Raw genomic sequence first — 15528 nt, 5'->3', positions numbered from 1 at the left:
AGGCAGAAATCTGGCCAAAAAATTGAAATCCAGCTGCGACCCACCCTCGATTGCCAAAATCGCTTAACCGAGTTGACGCTTCAAGGCAACCATCGCCACCCTTGCGAATCAAATAATACGTTTGCTAAGCAACAAATACTACTCAGAGGTGTAAACGGCGTAAATAAGGCTGTCTTCAAGACCCCGAGACTCCTTCAATTCCGAAGAATCAAATGGCACTGTCTGACTATTCCTCTGAGCTAATCGCAACAGCGCAATCCCTTGCTTCTCCTGGTAAGGGAATTCTTGCCGTTGATGAATCCACCAAAACCATCGGCAAGCGCCTTGGTTCCATCGGAGTCGAGAACACCGAAGCCAATCGTCAGGCTTATCGCGGGATGCTCTTCACCACCGCCGGGCTCGGAGAATTCATCAGCGGAGCCATTCTTTACGAAGAGACCCTTTTCCAGAACCATGCTGACGGCGAGTCCATGGTGAGCAAACTGGGCAAGCTGGGCATCATCCCAGGCATCAAGGTTGACAAAGGCCTGCGCCCACTTGCAGGCGCAGGCTCTGTTGAAACCCTTTGCACCGGACTTGACGGGCTCATCGAACGTGCGGCCGACTACTACGCCCAGGGAGCACGTTTCGCAAAATGGCGCGCTGTTCTTCAGATCACGTCTGATGGCTGTCCTTCCCCCCTGTCCGTGCGCGAAAACGCCTGGGGGCTTGCTCGCTACGCCCGCTCAGTGCAGGAATCAGGCCTGGTGCCAATCGTTGAGCCTGAAATCCTGATGGATGGTGATCACACCATTGAAACCACAGCTCGCATCCAGGAACACGTGATCCAGGAGGTTTATCACGCCTGTCAGGCCAACGGTGTTCTGCTCGAGGGAACTCTTCTCAAGCCATCGATGACCGTCCAGGGAGCAGATTGCTCTGACAAAGCAGATCCGGCCAAAGTTGCCGCCATGACGGTGCGCACCCTCGAGCGCAGCGTTCCCGCCAGCGTTCCCGGCATTGTGTTCCTCTCAGGTGGCCTGAGCGAAGAAGCCGCTTCGGTCTACCTCAACAACATGAACACCATCGAGCGCAAAGCGAAATGGAATCTTGGCTTCTCCTACGGAAGAGCACTGCAGCATTCCTGCCTGAAGGGATGGGCTGGCACAAATCTGGAAGCTGGCCAGAAAGCTCTGCTGGCTAGGGCACAGGCCAACTCGGAAGCATCACTCGGCCGCTATGTGGCCGGCTCCCAGCCATCCTCCGACGAGCAACTGTTCGTAGCCGGCTACACCTACTGATCCGGCATCACGCACCCGCCTAAGCCACTTGCGCAACGAAAGTGCGTGACAAATTGAACACCATTCAGTAAAGTCTTTGCCCTACGGACCTTTGAGTCCGATAGGGCTTTTTTTTGGACTTTCTCTATGGCGCTCGTTCCGCTTCGGCTTCTGCTTGACCATGCTGCCGAAAACGGCTACGGCATCCCTGCATTCAATGTCAACAACCTTGAGCAGGTGCAGGCAATCATGGAAGCGGCCGACGAGACCGACAGTCCGGTCATCCTGCAGGCTTCCCGTGGCGCGCGCAGCTATGCAGGTGAAATTTTTCTGCGTCACCTGATCCTCGCCGCAACCGAGACCTATCCCCATATTCCCGTGGTGATGCACCAGGATCATGGCAATGCTCCTGACACCTGCTATTCGGCAGCAATCAACGGATTCACCTCCGTGATGATGGATGGATCGCTGGAAGCTGACGCCAAGACACCTGCCAGCTACGACTACAACGTCTCTGTCACCAAACAGGTTGTTGATTTCGCCCACTCAGTCGGGGTGAGCGTCGAAGGAGAACTGGGATGCCTGGGCTCACTCGAAACGGGGAAAGGCGAAGCTGAGGATGGCCATGGTTTCGAGGGTGAACTTTCGAAGGACATGCTGCTGACTGATCCTGCAGAAGCCGCCGATTTCGTGGCCAAAACCAAGTGCGATGCGCTGGCCATCGCGATCGGCACCAGCCACGGCGCGTACAAATTCACCCGAAAACCCACCGGTGAAGTGCTGGCGATCAGCCGAATCGCTGAGATTCATAAAGCGATCCCCAACACGCACCTCGTGATGCACGGTTCTTCTTCTGTGCCCCAGGAGTGGCTGGAGATGATCAACAAGCACGGTGGTTCAATTCCAGAAACCTATGGGGTTCCCGTGGAGGAAATCCAGGAAGGTATTCGCAACGGTGTTCGCAAAGTGAACATCGACACCGACAATCGCCTGGCCTTCACTGCGGCAGTGCGTGAGGCGGCGATCGCTGATCCGGCCAATTTTGATCCCCGCCATTTCAACAAGCCAGCGCGCAAATACATGAAGCAGGTCTGTCTCGACCGCTATCAGCAGTTCTGGGCTGCTGGCAACGCCAGCAAGATTCAACAGCAGAGCATCACCTACTACGCCGGCCTCTATGCCAAAGGCGCACTGGATCCCAAAGCTGCTGTTGCTGTCTGATCAACTGATCTCACAACATGCACCGAACAGGGGCCATCAGGCCCCTTTTTTTATGGTTATTCGAAGAATTCAAAGATTCAGCGGCGACTCGTGCAATGGCGAATCAAACCTCCATCAATCATCATCTGCCCCAAGAAAACTGATTGAACAAAGCAATCTCAGAGAGCAGCATCCAAACAAATAAACTTACAACATTCGATTTAATCATCAAACTGATCGAATCACCCACGAAGAGGTGAGCAAAGAGCAAGGAGAGATCTAGCATAGGAATACTTTGATCAAGCACGAATGGACGGCGAACAGAATTCAATCTCGCCCGTTCAGCGGCGATCATTCGACCGACTGATCAACTTCACTGATGCAGTTGTTGCGATTGCTATCACCCTTCAACTGCTACCACTGGTTGACATCAAATCGACAGGAGAAGACTCAATATGGCAACTGATTGGCGAGAACTCATCTCAGATTTTTGCATTTTGGTTGAGCTTCTTAATCCTTTCCCTGCTGTGGCTTAAGCACAACCAGGTCTTCAATTCGATGAGAACTTTTGATGGAACGATTTTCTGGCTAAATTCATTATGGATGGCATTAATTGTTTTTCTTCCCTGGCCCACAGCACTCTATGGTTCTTTGAATGATGAGCAGATGAATGCAAGCAAGGGGGTTGGCCTTCTCTACTGGTGGACTCTTGCATTGATTAGCGGCATTGGATGGCTCATCGCAATCCATGCCTGGGAGAAGCCCGAGCTGCTTGAGCAGTCAGTCCTCATCAAAGGCCGTGAGGGTTCAGGACTCAAAAATTATCGTGGTGCAAGCTTCGCTGCCGCTTTTCTATTGATTGGTTTTGCCGCAGAATTTTCGCCTCAATTCGTGCCCTTTCTGGCTCTTGGGATGATTCCAATGGACTTGCTCTTGAGAAAAAGAAGAGGCAAAAACTGAAGACATGAGACACACAAGAGGCGCTGAACGAGACTCTTTAGGCCTGCAGAGTGAGCTGGCCTGATGAAGCATCGAGCAATGCTTCGCGTCCAAGAGGTAGTGCCCAATTCGGCAGACCATGACCAAGGGGAAGATCCATCAGAAGAGGTACGCCGAGATCACTGAGACGTTCTTCAAGGATTTCCGGCATGGAGAAATCGCCGGGAAGAACATCGTCTTCTTTCCAGCTGAAGCGACCACAGGCCACTCCTGCCAACCCCTTGAACAAACCAGCGCTGCGCCACTGGGTGAGCATGCGATCGACCCGATAAGGCGCTTCGCCCACATCCTCGAGCACCAGAATGGATCCGCGTAGATCAGGAAACCAGGGTGTGCCGATCAGATGTGTTGCAACCGTGAGGTTCGTCACCACCAGACGCCCCCTTGCCATGCGACCGCGTACCCCTCGCCCTTGAAGAGGTTGCGTTGGTCGTCCGCTCAGCAGGTCAACCGTGCGTTGCCACTGTTCATCCAGTCCCCAGGCAGAGCCGTGAATGGCTCCCAGCAAACCGGCCTGCCACTGTGCAAGCAGAAGGGCACTGCTGTCGGAGAAACCAAGAGACCAGAACGGGCGCTTGGGAAATCTCAGTCCGGACTCCAGTACTCGCGCAGCGCCCCAGCCGCCGCCGACATAGAAAACCCCATCGAGCGTGGGATCGTTCCAGGCGTCTTCGATCGAAGCGCGCCGCTGATTGTCGGTTGCCGAGAACCATTGCCACTGACCTTTGACGTCCTCCGGAATTTCAAGAATCCAGCCCTGCTCTTCGCAACGCTTGCTCAGAGGGCTGAAATCGGTATCAGGGTCAATCCAGGTACCAGGGTTGATGGCTCTCAACCGTGAACCCCGACGAAGTGGAGCGATTGCTCTCGGTTGGCGCGGTCTGGACATCGATCTGGCATGACCACCGAGGCTGCCGAATAGTGACAGACCAACTCCCGAGCTGGCGGACAACGCCAGAAGAGAACGACGACGCATGGGTCAGGAGAGAAGCGCTTCGAGGATGGCCCGACCTGCAGTGCCGCCAGTCTGTGGATCACAGGCTCGCTCAGGGTGAGGCATCAGACCAAGCACCGATCCCGAGGCATTGGTGATGCCTGCGATATCGGAGACGGATCCATTGGGATTGCTGCAGTACCGAAGTGCAATGGCGTCATCGTCCTGGAGCTGCTTCAGCGTGTCGTCACTGCATTGATATCGCCCCTCACCGTGGGCGATGGGCAATGAGAACCGACGTCCACCGCCGCAGGAAGACAACCAGGGCGTGCGACCGCTGACCACGGAAAGAGGCGTGTCCTCACAAATGAAATGAAGATCTCGATTGCGGGTCAGTGCACCTGGAAGCAGTCCCAGTTCCGTCAACACCTGAAAGCCGTTGCAGATGCCCAGAACTCTCCCACCGGCTGAAGCGAAACTCAGCAGTGATTCGAGGACCGGCGCAAATCTGGCGATTGCACCACAGCGCAGATAGTCCCCATAACTGAATCCCCCTGGAAGAACAATCGCGTCCAGTCCGCTCAGATCCCTTTCCTCATGCCAGAGGTACCGCGTGGGCATCCCCAGACAGCCCTCGGTCGCCCAGCGAACATCACGGTCACAGTTCGATCCGGGAAAAACGACAACCCCGATGCTCATGACTGGGTCAGCTCAAGAGTCCAGTTCTCGATCACAGGATTGGCAAGCAGCCGATCACTGAGCAGCTCAAGGCTTCGACGTGCTGCGGCCTCATCCGAGGCCTCAAGCTCCAGCTCCACGGCCTTGCCGATGCGCAGGCGTTCCACACCATCCACACCCAGGCGCGACGCTGCAGCCCTGGCCGCCTCACCGGCTGGATCGAGAACCGATGGGCGCAGGTGCACCAGAACGCGGGCTTGGTAACGCGGCACGGGCTCCGAAAGGCAATTGTTAAATATTGGCAGGCCAGGGGACCGCTTTCGTTCGACGAAATGCAGGTTGAAAGGAGACCCTTGCTGCGCAGGCCAGTACGTGCCCCATTCACTGGCTCAACTGATCCGCTCAATCAGCCAGGCCAGTGTGCTGCTGACCGCTGGGCTCGGCCTGGCTGCGCAGGCGCGCCCAGCGGTCAGCGTGCCTATTGAATGCAGGCAACAGCATCAGGAGTGGCAGAACTGTCGATACGAAAGCGATCAACCGGGCTCCAGCTGGCAGCTGGCATTCGAAGACCATGTCGTCCGCTTCAACCATGACGGCAGCGGCCACATGAAGATGCAGCTAAATGACAATGGCGACTGGACAGGCGTTCAGGCCCGTTGGATCGCGGAACGAACGCTCTGCTGGAACGACGTTTGTGCCCGAGGAGAGATCCCTCTGGATTGATCAGCGCTCAAGCGATGCATTAACAGCACACTCAAAGGGGACTGCCGCCGATGGGAGCGTGAGCAGATGCGCGCAGAGGCTGGCCAGATCCTCGGGCTGGGTCATCTGCTCAGGAGGCATCGTCTTGACCCCTGCAGCCATCCGAGTATTCACCCAACCGGGACAGACGGCGGTCACGCGAATGCCGTTCTCCCACCCCTCGTTGCGCATGGTCTGACAAAGGCCCATCAATGCGAATTTGGAAGCGGTATATCCAGCAAGCGAACCTTTGGACCTCTTGCCGCTCATCGAGACCAGCACCTGAATCCGACCCCGTCCAGAGTCAACGAGGGCTGGCCAGGCAGCTCGGGTCAACCACCAGGGACCCATCACGTTCACCTTCCAGAGTTCATCCGGTTCAGACCGTTGCTCATCACTAAACAGCAGGGGCGTGCGATGCAGGATTCCGGCGCAGTGGATGAGCGTGTCCAGCGATCCAAACCGGTTCAGGGTTGCCTCGACAACCCGTTGAGCATTCTCAGGAACGCGAGCGTCATAGGGGCATGACATGAGGCGGGCTGGAGCTTGCGCTGGATCCAGATCAGTTCCCAGCAAGGCCTCGGGATCCCGCACTGCCAGGCAGAGCTGATGCCCCTGATCGATCAGCCTGCGAGCCACCGCAGCTCCAATCCCCCGGTTGGAACCTGTGATCACAACGGTTCTCATCGTTCATGGGAGGTCAGGATTGGAGCATGGTCCCATCGACGGGACAGCCTTTGCAGTAGTGGAGCCACCTCGCCGTGACCGATTGGAAAGCCGCTTTCAAAGGCTGGGGGCTGAGCTGGGGCGGCTGGTTCAGTAACCGGCGCGGTGAGTGGTGGTTGCTGGCGCAGCTGGCCCTGATCACCTGTCATCTGATCCCTGCATGGCCAAAGCCAGGATTCTTCGGGATCGCCTGGCCTCATACTGCTCAAGTTGTGGGCCTGATCACCCTGGCCATCGGACTGATTCTCGCTGTCCAGGGATTTCTGAAACTGGGGCCGAGCCTGTCTCCGCTACCGGATCCGAAACCGGGAGCTGATCTGGTCACCAGCGGGGTCTACGCACACTGCCGCCATCCGCTCTATCGGGCGGTTCTGGTTTGTTCTCTGGGAGTGGTGATCGCTTTGGCGAGCCTGTTCCATCTTCTGCTGTTTCTCGCTCTGGTCTCTGTGCTGACAGGCAAGGCCCGACGCGAGGAGCGCGCACTGCTTCGAATGCTTCCCTCCTATGCGGACTACATGAAAACGACGGCGGCCATCGTCGCCCATTGCCCGGGGTTGGACTGGCGCCGACTCGAGGCCAGCTGAACAACCGTTTATTCATTCATCAGGCAATAATCATCCCCTCTAGGAAAGGCACGTTTTTCTGCCAACGGGATGCAAATCGCCAGAACTCGTCCTCTGTTCAGCAGCCTGCTCTCAGGTCTGACCCTGGCCACGGTTTTGGCAGGCGCTTGGGTGATGCCTGAGGCAAAGGCCGATGTCAAACCGTTCAAACGCCAGTCCTTGATGGCATTGCTTGAACCTGCAGCGCCAAAGCCAGATCCCGTCCCCACCCTCGTTCTGAAACGCACCGATCGACGACTGCAGACGACCGGAGACCCCATCTGGGACCTCAAGATTGAGATTCCAGGTGAACCGCTGCGACGGTTCGATGCCGTCAGTGGCCGGGCGAACCGACAGAACGCCAATCGTGACCAGCTCGGCAGCCGTGCGCCCCTGCCCATCGGCCGTTACAGCGTGGGGGTCGTCGAACCCCTGATCGATGGTGATTACCCCGAGCTTGGTCCTGTGTGGATCAGCATCGAGCCAACCTTCACCACCGGCCGCCGCGTGCTCGGGATCCACCTGGATCCCAGCGCAGGACTTCAGAACGACAACAGCGGCACCCTCGGCTGCATCGGCCTGGTCAACAGATCCGACATGCTCGAACTGGCTCAATTGATCGAACGCAGTGGCACGGATCGACTGGAGGTTCTCAATTGAATGGTTGATCTCATAGACCCCGGCAGCGACAGTTGCCGCTGTTCAGGACTCTTTGTCACAGTCCTGAACAGTGACGCACCACTCACGCTCTGAGTGTCGCTGTTGAGGGAAGCCACTTGTTTTTTGTTGACGTGGTGACCCTCAGGATCCACTGCACTGACAGCAGTGATTCTTGCTGAACCAGCTCCGAAAAGAGCTGCAACCGTGTTTGCAACGCAGAGCTTCAGATTCAGGCGGTTTGCAGACAGTCGTTACGCAGAAGGCTTTCCAGTTGCTGGGTGGAGTCCTTCTGCAAACCGATCACCACCAACTCAAGGCCAGTTGCCTCGCTGGGTTTCCAGGCCTCCGTCGGAGCCGACTCGAACCAGCTCTCCAGCCGGGGACCGACCATCTGGATCTGAAGAGGGAGCGTTTTTCCCTGAATCCAGAGCCGTCCCTTGAGCCGGATCACATCGTTGTCGATCACAAAGCTGCTGAGCAGCTGTTCGAGCTGCCCACGCTCGAACGAACCCTCCAGTTGGATCTGACCGCTGACAGCCTCAACGTGCGTGTGATCGTGGTGATGGTGATCCCCGTGATTTTGGCCATTGCTGTCGTGACTGTGGCTGTGATGGGAGGGGACATCGTCAACGAGTAATGGCTGTCTGGAAAGATCCATCCCCAGCACAAGCTCTGGATCGACAACGCCGCGACTGATCGCCAGGATGCCCGCTCCCGATCTGACCCGACCGGCAAGGTTCTGTCGAACTGACTCCGTGCTTGCGGCATCGAGTCGGTCAGAGCGGCTGATCAGAACCAGGTCTGCCGCCTCAAGCTGATCTTTGAACAGATCATCGATGGCAGTGAGGTGATCAAGACTGGGATCTTCCTGACGCTGACGTTCAAGGGCTGCGGGATCGCCAACGGGGCTCCCGGCGTTGAGAGCTTCTCCGTCAACAACGGTGACCACTCCATTCGCATGGACCCTCTTACGGATGGCTGGCCACTCAAGAGCCTGTAACAGCGGCCTGGGCAGAGCCAGACCGCTGGTCTCGACAACGATTCCATCAAGCTGATCCGAGCGCTGGAGCAAGGTCTCCATCGTCGGCAGGAAGTCATCCTGAACCGTGCAGCACAAGCAACCGTTGTTGAGCTCAACCAACCGGCCATCAACCTCGTCTTCCGGACAGAAACCACAGCTGCGGATCAGATCCCCATCCAGCCCGACCGAGCCGAATTCGTTCACCATCACAGCCAGACGACGACCGCTGTTGACGAGCAGATGACGCAGCAGCGTTGTCTTCCCTGCCCCAAGAAAGCCGGTGATCACGGTGACAGGTAGCCGTGAAGGCATCAGCGACACCCCAGGGAATCACGGGTGCTGAGACCGGTGCGGCTGTTGACACCGCTGGCTCTGCCACAGAGAGCCTTGAGTTGTGGAAGATCAATCACGGCATTCGTGAAGTCAGTGCCCTCGATCTCAGCATCGTTGAAGCGGCTCTGCATCAGCATCGCGTTGGTGAAATTGGCATCACGAAGATCGGCTCCGTCGAAGCGGCTTGAAAAGGCAACGACATCTTCAAGATCAGCACCCCGCAGATCAGCGCCCTGCAGTTGAGAAGTATTGATCACAGCACCGCGCAAGTCTGTCTCGCTGAGATTCACCTCTCGCAGATCGGCCTTGAGAAACTCCTTTTCCTTGAGATCGCGCCCATGCATATCGGCGCTGATCTCCTGAACGGCCCGCTGACCACGCAGCTCCGGGGCGGTGATCGCCTCTGCAGCGTCAACACCGATCAGCAATCCGCTCAGCGAGAGCAGGCCGCAAACCATTGACGCGACGATGAAGCGGAAAACAGAGGGGAAAAAAGCTGACAAGGCCATGGTGTACGAACGTTCAACAGCTACCCGGAAACAGCTGCCGTAACTTGAGCGGTCACGATATGGCAGACGACTGCCAAGCCACGCGTCATGGCCAAGACTCTCCGGGTGGTGGTACCGCCCCACCCACTGATTGCCCACTGGCTGACCGTGCTGAGGCATGAAGGAACACCCCCGGCCTTGTTCCGCACAGCCATGGAGGAGCTGGGGCGCTGGCTCAGCTACGAAGCGATGCGTGACTGGTTGCCTCATCGCAGGGATGTTGTGAAAACTCCACTGGGCAGCGCGGAGGGAACCGTGATTGAAACGGGCGTTCCACTGCTGGCGGTTCCGATGATCCCCGGCGGACTGCACCTCTGGGAAGGGGCCCGCCAGGTGCTGCCCAGCGCAGAGCTCTGCCTGGGAGGACTGCCGGAAGCGATTGAAGCCAAGGCCGGAGTGGTGCTGCTGCTGGATCAGATCCGTCATGGCGATGAACTGATCGAACTGCTTCGGCGTCTGGAGCAGCTCAAGGTTGAACCGCCGAGGCTGCGCGTGATCACGGCACTCACCGCCAGCCCGGGACTCAAACGCATCGGAGAGTGCTACCCGGAGATCAGCATTCACACAGCCTGCATCGATGCTGACCTGGATGAGCGTGACAGGATCCTTCCAGGCATCGGGGATCCCCTGCAAAGACTGGGGATCAGAACAGCGCAGCCGAACTAAGCTGGGGACATTCAAAGGAAGCCCATGGCGAGGCACCAGGACACCGCATCAGGAACTCTGACCACCCTTGTCAGCGGCGCCGTTCTGGGTGCGGCAGGATTCGGCTGGTGGCTTCTGTCCGAGGCTGATCGCCGTCGTCGTCTTCGCAACCAGCGCTCGATGCTTTATGCCCCGCGCATGCAGGACGGCAGTGAAGCCTTCAGCGCCGGTGATCGACCTGAGCCTGAAACCGACAGCCACCTGGAGGCCCGCGTCGAACAGCTGAATTCGGCAATTGCTGATGTGCGCCGTCAACTTGAAGATCTTGGCTCCAGGCAGTGACAGAGCGGCCGGTAGGTTGACCGAAGTGATTCGCGGCAACGCAAGACAATCCATGCTCCGCTCCGATGCCGTCACCAAGGGGATCCAGCGCTCCCCTAACAGGGCGATGTTGAGAGCAGTGGGGTTTGGAGACCAGGATTTCGGCAAGCCGATCATTGGCATTGCCAACGGATACAGCACCATCACGCCCTGCAATGTGGGCCTGAACGATCTGTCGAAACGTGCTGAAGCGGCGGCGCGACAGGCCGGAGGCATGCCTCAGATGTTTGGAACGATCACCGTCAGTGATGGGATCTCCATGGGAACAGAGGGGATGAAGTATTCCCTCGTGAGTCGTGAAGTGATTGCTGATGCGATCGAAACCGCTTGCAACGGCCAAAGCATGGATGGCGTTCTTGCCGTGGGCGGATGTGACAAGAACATGCCTGGCGCCATGCTGGCGATGGCCCGGATGAACATTCCGGCGATCTTTGTCTACGGCGGCACGATCAAACCGGGAAAACTCGGTGGATGCGATCTCACCGTGGTGAGTGCTTTTGAAGCGGTGGGTCAGCTTACGAACGGCAAGATCGACATGGAGGAGCTCATCGCAGTTGAAAAAAACGCCTGTCCTGGAGCAGGAAGCTGCGGCGGCATGTTCACCGCCAACACGATGAGCGCCGCAATCGAAACCATGGGCCTGAGTCTCCCCTGCAGCTCCACGATGGCGGCTGAGGATGCGGAGAAAGCCGACAGTGCCGCACGGTCCGCCGAAGTGCTTGTGAAAGCGGTGAAAGCGAACATCAGGCCCCTGGACTTACTCACCAGGGAAGCGTTTGAAAACGCCATCAGCGTGATCATGGCCGTTGGGGGCTCGACCAACTCGGTTCTGCATCTGCTGGCCATTGCACGAACAGCCGGAGTCGAGCTGAACATCGATGACTTTGAGCAGATCCGACAGAGGGTTCCTGTCTTCTGCGATCTGAAGCCGAGTGGTCGCTACGTCACCGTTGACCTTCACAGAGCGGGTGGAATCCCGCAGGTGATGAAACTGCTGTTGGATGCAGGGCTCCTGCATGGAGACTGCCGGACCATTGAAGGCAAGACGCTGAAGCAGCTGCTCGAAGATGTGCCTTCAGAACCCCCTGCTGATCAGGACGTGATCCGTCCGATCAGCAAACCCATCTATCAGAAGGGACATCTGGCGATACTCAAAGGCAACCTGGCACTTGAAGGAAGCGTCGCTAAGATCAGTGGTGTCAAATCACCTGTGCTGACAGGCCCTGCACGGGTCTTTGAAAGTGAAGAGACCTGCCTTGAAGCCATTCTTGATCGCAGGATCAAGGCGGGAGATGTCGTGATCGTCCGCTATGAGGGGCCGGTCGGCGGACCGGGCATGCGCGAGATGCTTTCACCCACTGCAGCCATTGTCGGGCAGGGGCTGGGCGAGAAAGTGGCCTTGATCACCGACGGGCGCTTCAGTGGTGGTTCCTACGGACTGGTAGTGGGGCATGTTGCTCCCGAGGCCGCCGTCGGCGGCAACATCGGACTGGTGCAGGAGGGCGACAGCATCACTGTTGACGCCAATCAACTGCTGCTTCAACTCAACGTGGATGATGCCGAACTGGAACGCAGACGCGCTGCCTGGAGCTCTCCCACACCCCGCTACCGAACCGGGATTCTGGGCAAATATGCCCGTCTGGTGAGTTCCAGCAGCAGAGGGGCGGTCACCGATCAGCCCTGATCAAACCAGCAGGGACCTCAGACGTCGAGCGAGAGCTTCAAGAGCAGCTCCATCTGCTGGGGCAGAACAGCGCTTGCCGGTCTCACCATCCATCCAGACAGGGTGCTGACCGTGCCACAGGATTGGCCTCAGTGGTTGATCAGCCCAGGCAAGCGTGAGATTCAGATCAGCGCCGCTGCGATACAGCTCAAGTTCGAGATCGAATTCTTCGAGTCGCTTCCCATCTCCATCACGACATTCAATCCGTCCGCGGTAGTCGTCAAGCGTTGCATCCTCGGCCGACAGAACGGCATGGTGAAAAGGCTTGCAACAGAGATCCGCCGCCGAAGCGATCAACGTCTCCAGTGCGGAGCATGCGCTCATCTCAGAACGCTTCAATCGAGCGAATCAGCAGCTTGATTGCACCATCCCGGTAGCCGGGGTTCGGCTCGCCGTCGTCGCCGAATCGCGAATGCAGCAGCTGAAGACGCGTGATGCAAGACGAATCAAATCGAACCGGAAGAGTGACAGGCTTCGCGCGCACCACCGGCTGAAGACGCTCAAAGGGAAGTTCGACGACCGTGGTCCCCGTTGACTGAGTGGCAACCGTCGTCACCCATCGCAATCCTCCCGGAATCAACTCGGTGAGTCCGAAAACTCCGTCACGGCAGGCCACCGCAAACTTGAAACTTCGTCCTTCCCCATCCAGCGTCAGACGCAAACCTTTGTAGGGGCTGAGGTCGAGAGGAGGTCGAAACACCGGCGAACGGCAGCTGACAAAGCCTCCCCCCTGACTCACCACCTCACCTTCAAGCACAAGACCTTGATCGCTCATCCTGCAACCGGCGCTGCTGGATCCACCCATGATCGTGTCGTTCAGGCTGGCCCAGTCTCGAAAGGAGTCACCTGAGGCGATCACGCGAATTTCCGGAGGCGGTTGGTGGGGAGGTGTCGTCAAAGCCCTTGAGAAGCAGCCTGATCGGCGAGCACGAGAATCTCGGAACTCGGTTGCACCAGCTTGGCTGGAGTGCGCTGAGGCGATTCAGCGGCAGCCACAAGTCGCGACAGCGCCTGACGCTTGGCCTCTCCGCTCACGAGAAAGACCACCTGACGCGCGGCGCTGAGCACCGGCGCCGTGAGTGTGATCCGCTCAAGACCCTTGCCGCGACCGATCGTTGTCCAGCGATCCTGAACGCCAGGCGCCTCTGTGCCAGGGAATAGCGATGCCGTATGGCCATCATCACCAAGGCCAAGCAGCATGAAGTCGAACACGGGTGGTTCGCCATCACAAACACTGCCCACAAGTTCCGCAAAGGCATCAGCACTGGCTTCCGGAGAACACAGTTCCACTGTCGGAACAGGATGGAAGCAGGCTCTGGCTCCCGGCTGGCCCGCTTTGAGCAGGGTGTTGCGCAGCATGCGCGCGTTGCTCGATTCATCATCGGCGGCCACCCATCGCTCGTCACCCAGAAACACGTCAACCCTGTCCCAGGGGAGATGTTCCTGGCCCAGCAAGGTGTAGGCCAGCGCAGGAGTGGTTCCGCCTGACAAGGCAATCTGTGCACGATCCCTCTGATCAAGCGCCAGGTCAATGGCGGCCCCGATGTGCTCAGCGGCACGCCGGGCAAGAACCTCCGCCGATTGAACCTGCTCGATGCGATAGGAACTCATCGCGGGGTCCTCAGCTGAGCCACTCGGTGTGGAAGATGCCGTCCTTGTCCACACGCTCATAAGTATGGGAGCCGAAGCAATCGCGCATGGCCTGCACGATGTTCTGGGGCAGACGAGCCGTGCGATAGCTGTTGATGTAATCGAGTGTGCTGCTCAGACAGGGCACGGGAATCCCAGCTGCAGCAGCGCCTGCAACCATTCTGGCCAGACCGGGCAGTCGACGGTTCACCTGGTCGGCGAACCAGGGGTCGATCAGCAGGTTCGCCAGCTGGGGATCGGCTGTGAAAGCATCCTGAATACGCTTCAGCAGGCGAGCCCGAATGATGCATCCTCCCTTCCAGATCTGTGCGATCGAAGGCATGTCCAGGTTGTAATTGTGCTCAGCTGATGCAATGCGCATCAGCTCCATGCCCTGGGCATAGCTGGCCATGCAGGCCAGAACCATGGCATCCATCAGAGGAGCCATTCCATCGGCTGATGTCCCCATGTCGAACGACTGCAGGGCAGGTCCTTTCAGAATCGGTTCGGCCTTGATGCGCTGATCTTTCATGGAGCTCATCACGCGTCCATTGAGAGCGGCATAGATCGTCGGGACAGAAGCCCCCATCTGCAGAGCGCTGACAACCGTCCAGAGACCGGTTCCTTTCTGACCGGCCTTGTCCTGGATTTTTTCCACCAGAGGAGTTCCATCATCGGGGTCCATCGTGCGTAGACACACCTCCGTGATTTCGACGAGATAGGAGGAAAGCTCTTCAGTGCTGTTCCAGTGGGCGAACACATCAGCCATCTCAGTGCTGCTCAGGCCGCCGGCCCGCTTCATCAGGTCATACCCCTCCGCGAGGATCTGCTCAATGCCGTACTCAATACCGTTGTGAACGGTCTTGACGAAATGGCCCGCACCTCCGGGACCGATGTAAGTCACACACGGACCATCTTCAACCTGAGCCGCCATCTTGCGAACCAGACTTTCAATGGCGTCGTAGGAGGTCTTGGTGCCTCCCGGCATCATGCTGGGTCCCTCTAAAGCACCTTTGGCTCCACCCGAGACACCCATTCCAATGAATCCGAAGCTCTTGCTTTCAAGTTCTGCAACCCGGCGTTCGGTGTCGTGATACTCGGAGTTCCCACCATCGATCAACAGATCTCCTTCATCCAGATAGGGCGAAATCTGCTGGATCACAGCATCAACAGGTCCACCCGCCTTGACCATCATCAGGATGCGTCGAGGACGTTCAAGCTTGTCAACGAAATCCTGAAGGTCTGTGGCTGCCTGGATGTTTTTGCCGGCGCCACGACCGGACATGAATTCTTCCGTCTTGGAATAGGTGCGGTTGTAAACGACGCTCGAAAAGCCATTGCGCTCGGCGTTGAGGACAAGGTTTTCCCCCATCACGCCGAGACCAATCAGACCGAAGTGGGCCTTGGACATGCTCAGCTGAACCATTCACTGCCGACAGTGTGACCACA

At 57.7% G+C, this 15528-nt stretch carries 19 protein-coding genes; 9 read left to right on the top strand and 10 right to left on the bottom strand.

The features are described from left to right. Positions 1–212: 212 nt before the first annotated feature. The 3 genes from SIB73_RS03245 (at position 213) to SIB73_RS03235 (ending at position 3419) form a co-directional block, all read left to right on the top strand. The gene (locus SIB73_RS03245; RefSeq protein ID WP_413402973.1) at positions 213–1280 is read left to right on the top strand and encodes a class I fructose-bisphosphate aldolase; all 1068 of its coding nucleotides are present in this window, start codon (positions 213–215) and stop codon (positions 1278–1280) included. 126 nt (positions 1281–1406) lie between these two features. Then, complete coding sequence (gene fba, locus SIB73_RS03240) at positions 1407–2480, top strand: class II fructose-bisphosphate aldolase (RefSeq protein WP_186537713.1); 1074 nt, start codon at positions 1407–1409, stop codon at positions 2478–2480. Positions 2481–2768: 288 nt separating this feature from the next. Beyond that, positions 2769–3419, top strand: a complete 651-nt coding sequence (locus SIB73_RS03235) for a TMEM175 family protein (protein ID WP_413402974.1) — start codon at positions 2769–2771, stop codon at positions 3417–3419. Between the two features lie 37 nt (positions 3420–3456). On the opposite strand, the gene SIB73_RS03230 is transcribed toward SIB73_RS03235, so the two are convergent. The 3 genes from SIB73_RS03230 to purS are packed head-to-tail and all read right to left on the bottom strand — an operon-like array spanning position 3457 to position 5342. Next, the gene (locus tag SIB73_RS03230; RefSeq protein ID WP_413402976.1) at positions 3457–4434 is read right to left on the bottom strand and encodes a S66 peptidase family protein; all 978 of its coding nucleotides are present in this window, start codon (positions 4432–4434) and stop codon (positions 3457–3459) included. 3 nt (positions 4435–4437) lie between these two features. Next, positions 4438–5091 carry a phosphoribosylformylglycinamidine synthase subunit PurQ gene (gene purQ / locus SIB73_RS03225; protein WP_413402978.1) on the bottom strand — a complete coding sequence of 218 codons (654 nt, stop codon included), beginning with the start codon at positions 5089–5091 and terminating at the stop codon, positions 4438–4440. After that, on the bottom strand, positions 5088–5342 hold the full coding sequence (gene purS, locus SIB73_RS03220; RefSeq protein WP_413402979.1) for a phosphoribosylformylglycinamidine synthase subunit PurS: 255 nt from the start codon (positions 5340–5342) through the stop codon (positions 5088–5090). Before purS ends, purQ begins: the two co-directional genes overlap by 4 nt. 100 nt (positions 5343–5442) lie before the next feature. On the opposite strand from purS, the gene SIB73_RS03215 reads away from it, so the two are divergent. Beyond that, positions 5443–5793 (top strand): hypothetical protein, encoded by a 351-nt coding sequence (locus SIB73_RS03215; protein ID WP_413402981.1) that lies wholly within the window; start codon positions 5443–5445, stop codon positions 5791–5793. On the opposite strand, the gene SIB73_RS03210 is transcribed toward SIB73_RS03215, so the two are convergent. Beyond that, positions 5794–6498 (bottom strand): SDR family NAD(P)-dependent oxidoreductase, encoded by a 705-nt coding sequence (locus SIB73_RS03210; RefSeq protein ID WP_413402983.1) that lies wholly within the window; start codon positions 6496–6498, stop codon positions 5794–5796. A 74-nt stretch (positions 6499–6572) separates the two neighbouring features. Between SIB73_RS03210 and SIB73_RS03205 the strand changes: the two genes are divergently transcribed. Together SIB73_RS03205 and SIB73_RS03200 are read left to right on the top strand one after the other, a co-directional pair. Next, positions 6573–7121 (top strand): methyltransferase family protein, encoded by a 549-nt coding sequence (locus SIB73_RS03205; RefSeq protein ID WP_413402985.1) that lies wholly within the window; start codon positions 6573–6575, stop codon positions 7119–7121. Positions 7122–7190: 69 nt separating this feature from the next. Continuing rightward, positions 7191–7799 carry a hypothetical protein gene (locus SIB73_RS03200; protein ID WP_413402987.1) on the top strand — a complete coding sequence of 203 codons (609 nt, stop codon included), beginning with the start codon at positions 7191–7193 and terminating at the stop codon, positions 7797–7799. A 229-nt stretch (positions 7800–8028) separates the two neighbouring features. Here SIB73_RS03200 and cobW read toward each other — a convergent pair whose 3' ends face one another. Next, positions 8029–9132 carry a cobalamin biosynthesis protein CobW gene (gene cobW / locus SIB73_RS03195; protein ID WP_413402988.1) on the bottom strand — a complete coding sequence of 368 codons (1104 nt, stop codon included), beginning with the start codon at positions 9130–9132 and terminating at the stop codon, positions 8029–8031. Beyond that, positions 9132–9611, bottom strand: a complete 480-nt coding sequence (locus tag SIB73_RS03190; RefSeq protein ID WP_413406456.1) for a pentapeptide repeat-containing protein — start codon at positions 9609–9611, stop codon at positions 9132–9134. The genes cobW and SIB73_RS03190 overlap by 1 nt, the downstream gene beginning before the upstream one ends. A gap of 138 nt (positions 9612–9749) precedes the next feature. Here SIB73_RS03190 and SIB73_RS03185 point away from each other — a divergent pair, with 138 nt between their 5' ends. From SIB73_RS03185 to ilvD, 3 genes are read left to right on the top strand one after another with little or no spacing between them, the layout of a single operon-like run. Beyond that, entirely contained in the window at positions 9750–10367 is a 618-nt protein-coding gene (locus SIB73_RS03185; RefSeq protein ID WP_413402990.1) for a uracil phosphoribosyltransferase, read from the top strand. A 24-nt stretch (positions 10368–10391) separates the two neighbouring features. Beyond that, entirely contained in the window at positions 10392–10688 is a 297-nt protein-coding gene (locus tag SIB73_RS03180; RefSeq protein WP_413402992.1) for a hypothetical protein, read from the top strand. Between the two features lie 52 nt (positions 10689–10740). Further along, positions 10741–12411, top strand: coding sequence for a dihydroxy-acid dehydratase (gene ilvD / locus SIB73_RS03175; protein WP_413406458.1), 1671 nt, complete (start codon positions 10741–10743; stop codon positions 12409–12411). Here the strand turns inward: ilvD and SIB73_RS03170 are convergent, their stop codons facing one another. From SIB73_RS03170 to gndA, 4 genes are read right to left on the bottom strand one after another with little or no spacing between them, the layout of a single operon-like run. After that, positions 12412–12774: a hypothetical protein gene (locus SIB73_RS03170; protein WP_413402994.1), complete on the bottom strand. Its 363-nt coding sequence runs from the start codon at positions 12772–12774 to the stop codon at positions 12412–12414. 1 nt (position 12775) lies between these two features. Further along, positions 12776–13348 carry a CIA30 family protein gene (locus tag SIB73_RS03165; RefSeq protein WP_413402996.1) on the bottom strand — a complete coding sequence of 191 codons (573 nt, stop codon included), beginning with the start codon at positions 13346–13348 and terminating at the stop codon, positions 12776–12778. Beyond that, positions 13345–14061: a 6-phosphogluconolactonase gene (gene pgl / locus SIB73_RS03160; protein WP_413402998.1), complete on the bottom strand. Its 717-nt coding sequence runs from the start codon at positions 14059–14061 to the stop codon at positions 13345–13347. Before pgl ends, SIB73_RS03165 begins: the two co-directional genes overlap by 4 nt. A 10-nt stretch (positions 14062–14071) precedes the next feature. Further along, positions 14072–15490, bottom strand: coding sequence for an NADP-dependent phosphogluconate dehydrogenase (gene gndA, locus SIB73_RS03155; protein ID WP_413406460.1), 1419 nt, complete (start codon positions 15488–15490; stop codon positions 14072–14074). Positions 15491–15528 lie beyond the last annotated feature (38 nt).

The sequence above is a fragment of the Synechococcus sp. MIT S9509 genome (genome assembly GCF_047303035.1).
In the GTDB taxonomy this organism is placed as follows: domain Bacteria; phylum Cyanobacteriota; class Cyanobacteriia; order PCC-6307; family Cyanobiaceae; genus Synechococcus_C.
The sequence above is the reverse complement of the archived record's forward strand: the minus strand, read 5'-3'. Positions and strand labels throughout refer to the sequence as shown.